Origin of the sequence: Rhizobium sp. L43, from assembly GCF_002531725.1 — a bacterium.
Taxonomy (GTDB): domain Bacteria; phylum Pseudomonadota; class Alphaproteobacteria; order Rhizobiales; family Rhizobiaceae; genus Rhizobium.
This window is the reverse complement of the sequence record NZ_NWSQ01000081.1, coordinates 1-1,935: the sequence shown is the minus strand read 5'-3', so window position 1 is coordinate 1,935 and position 1,935 is coordinate 1. Positions and strand designations below refer to the sequence as shown.

At 63.7% G+C, this 1,935-nt stretch carries 1 protein-coding gene; it reads right to left on the bottom strand.

Features of this window, described 5'->3' with window-relative positions; genetic code table 11:
* Nucleotides 1–71: 71 nt before the first annotated feature.
* Entirely contained in the window at nucleotides 72–1,331 is a 1,260-nt protein-coding gene (gene ltrA, locus CO667_RS34475) for a group II intron reverse transcriptase/maturase (protein ID WP_245433428.1), read from the bottom strand.
* Nucleotides 1,332–1,935 lie beyond the last annotated feature (604 nt).

Here is a 1,935-nt window from a genome sequence, read left to right as displayed (position 1 = left end):
ATCGGGTAGGAGGGAGCCTTACGGCGCCCCTCCTCCCACACCACCGTGCGTACGGTTCCGTACACGGCGGTTCATCGAGCGTGATTTAGGCGTCGGAGCTCCTGTTGGAGTGAGACCAGCCCGAGTTGATCGAAGAAGGCCTTTCGGAAGGCATCGTTCATGTGGCTGGCCCCGGCATTCCACCAGGGACCGCGGCCGTTGCCGGCCGATTCACATGCACGCTGTTGCGTCAGGCCTCGTTGCCTCAGCCGCATGGCGCGCGTGGCCGGCTTCTTCCATTGCCGCCATAGGATGCAGCGCAACCTGCGCCGCAGCCAGCCATCAAGCTCCTCCAAAACCCCCTTGCCTTCGGTCAGACGGAAGTAGGCCATCCAACCCCGCAGGATCGGGGAGAGGTCTTTGATGGTGGCGCCAAGGGCGCGTCCGCGCCCGGCACGGAAGGCCGCCTCTAGCTTCCCCTTGAACCGCGTCACGCTGGACGCCGCAATCCGCAGACGCGGCGCCTTGTGGAGGGTCATGGTATAGCCAAGGAAAGTGCGCTTCCACGGTCGGTCCACGGCGCTTTTGGCGCCATTGACCATGAGCTTCAGCCGTTCGGCGAGGAAGCGGGTAAGCGAGGCCATGACCCGCTCACCGGCACGTTGGGACTGCACGTAGACATTGCAGTCGTCGGCGTAGCGGCAGAAGGCGTGACCACGCCGTTCCAGCTCCTTGTCGAGATCATCGAGCAGGACATTCGACAGCAGCGGCGAGAGTGGACCGCCTTGCGGGGTACCTTCGCTGCGTGCCGTCGTGATTCCACCCGTCATCAACCCGGCCTGCAGGTAACGGCGGATCAGCCGCAGCACCCGCTTGTCTGCGACCTTGCGCGCCACGCGTGCCATCAAGACATCGTGGTTCACTCGGTCGAAGAACTTCTCCAGATCAAGATCGACCACGAAACGGCGACCGTCGGCCACATGTGACCGAGCGGCTAGAACCGCATCATGGGCGCTCCGCCCCGGCCGGAAGCCGTAGGAGGAGGCAGAGAAGTCCGGGTCGAAGATCGGCATCAGCACCTGATGCATCGCCTGCTGGATAAGCCGGTCCAGAACGGTCGGGATGCCCAATTGCCGCATCCCTTTGCCGCCGGGTTTGGGGATTTCCACCCCGCGCACCGGCGCCGGCCTGTAACGGTCCGCCAGCAAGTCTTCCCTGATGTGTGGCCAGTGCGTCGCGAGGTAAGGCTTCAGTTGGTCCACCGTCATCTTATCGATGCCCGGTGCACCCTTGTTCGCTACCACCCGGCAATAAGCCGCCATCATGTTCTCACGGCTGAGGACCATCTCCATCAGTCGCTCATTCGCCTCCGGTCGAGAGGATTGCGGTCCTGCCGTGGTGTCTGATGCACCCAATACCTGCCCTCGCGGCTTCCGGCCGCTACTCTCGGCATGGGCACGGAGCATCTCAACTCCGTCTTCTGCCCCTGTTCTCACCATCGAAAGACCGGCCTCCGTCCAGCACTCCATGTTCAGCCCTTCACCGCTGGGTCCGGCTACTACGGCCTCTGCTGACTCCTGCCGCCCCATCCCGACACCTCTCGACGCCGGTAGCACATCTGTCTCCAGGGGCAGGCCGGCAGACCTCCCAGGGTAATGCGCGTGACCTTCGTGCCATATACCTGGCGCATCTACGCCCGCACCCTCCGGGTGATGTCGGGCTTCGAGTTTGCATGCTCCCTCGCCCGGATGCGGTCGCCTCATATGCGCTTCCTGTTCGTCAGGCCGGCACTTTGCCTCCAGCTTCCTTCAGACCCCGCCTCGCGACGACGCCCTTGCTGTTCGGCTAACGGTTCCCATCACCAGGGCCCGTAAAGGACTTCCACCTCCAAGTCATCGACCGGATACCAGCCCGATCAAACGGTGCTCTCGCACCACGCGCCATGCCTGGCGCACA

Coding starts and splice junctions, on each gene's coding strand:
- ltrA (WP_245433428.1), bottom strand. CDS start 1,331: ATGGAGATGGTCCTCAGCCGTGAGAACATGATGGCGGCTTATTGCCGG.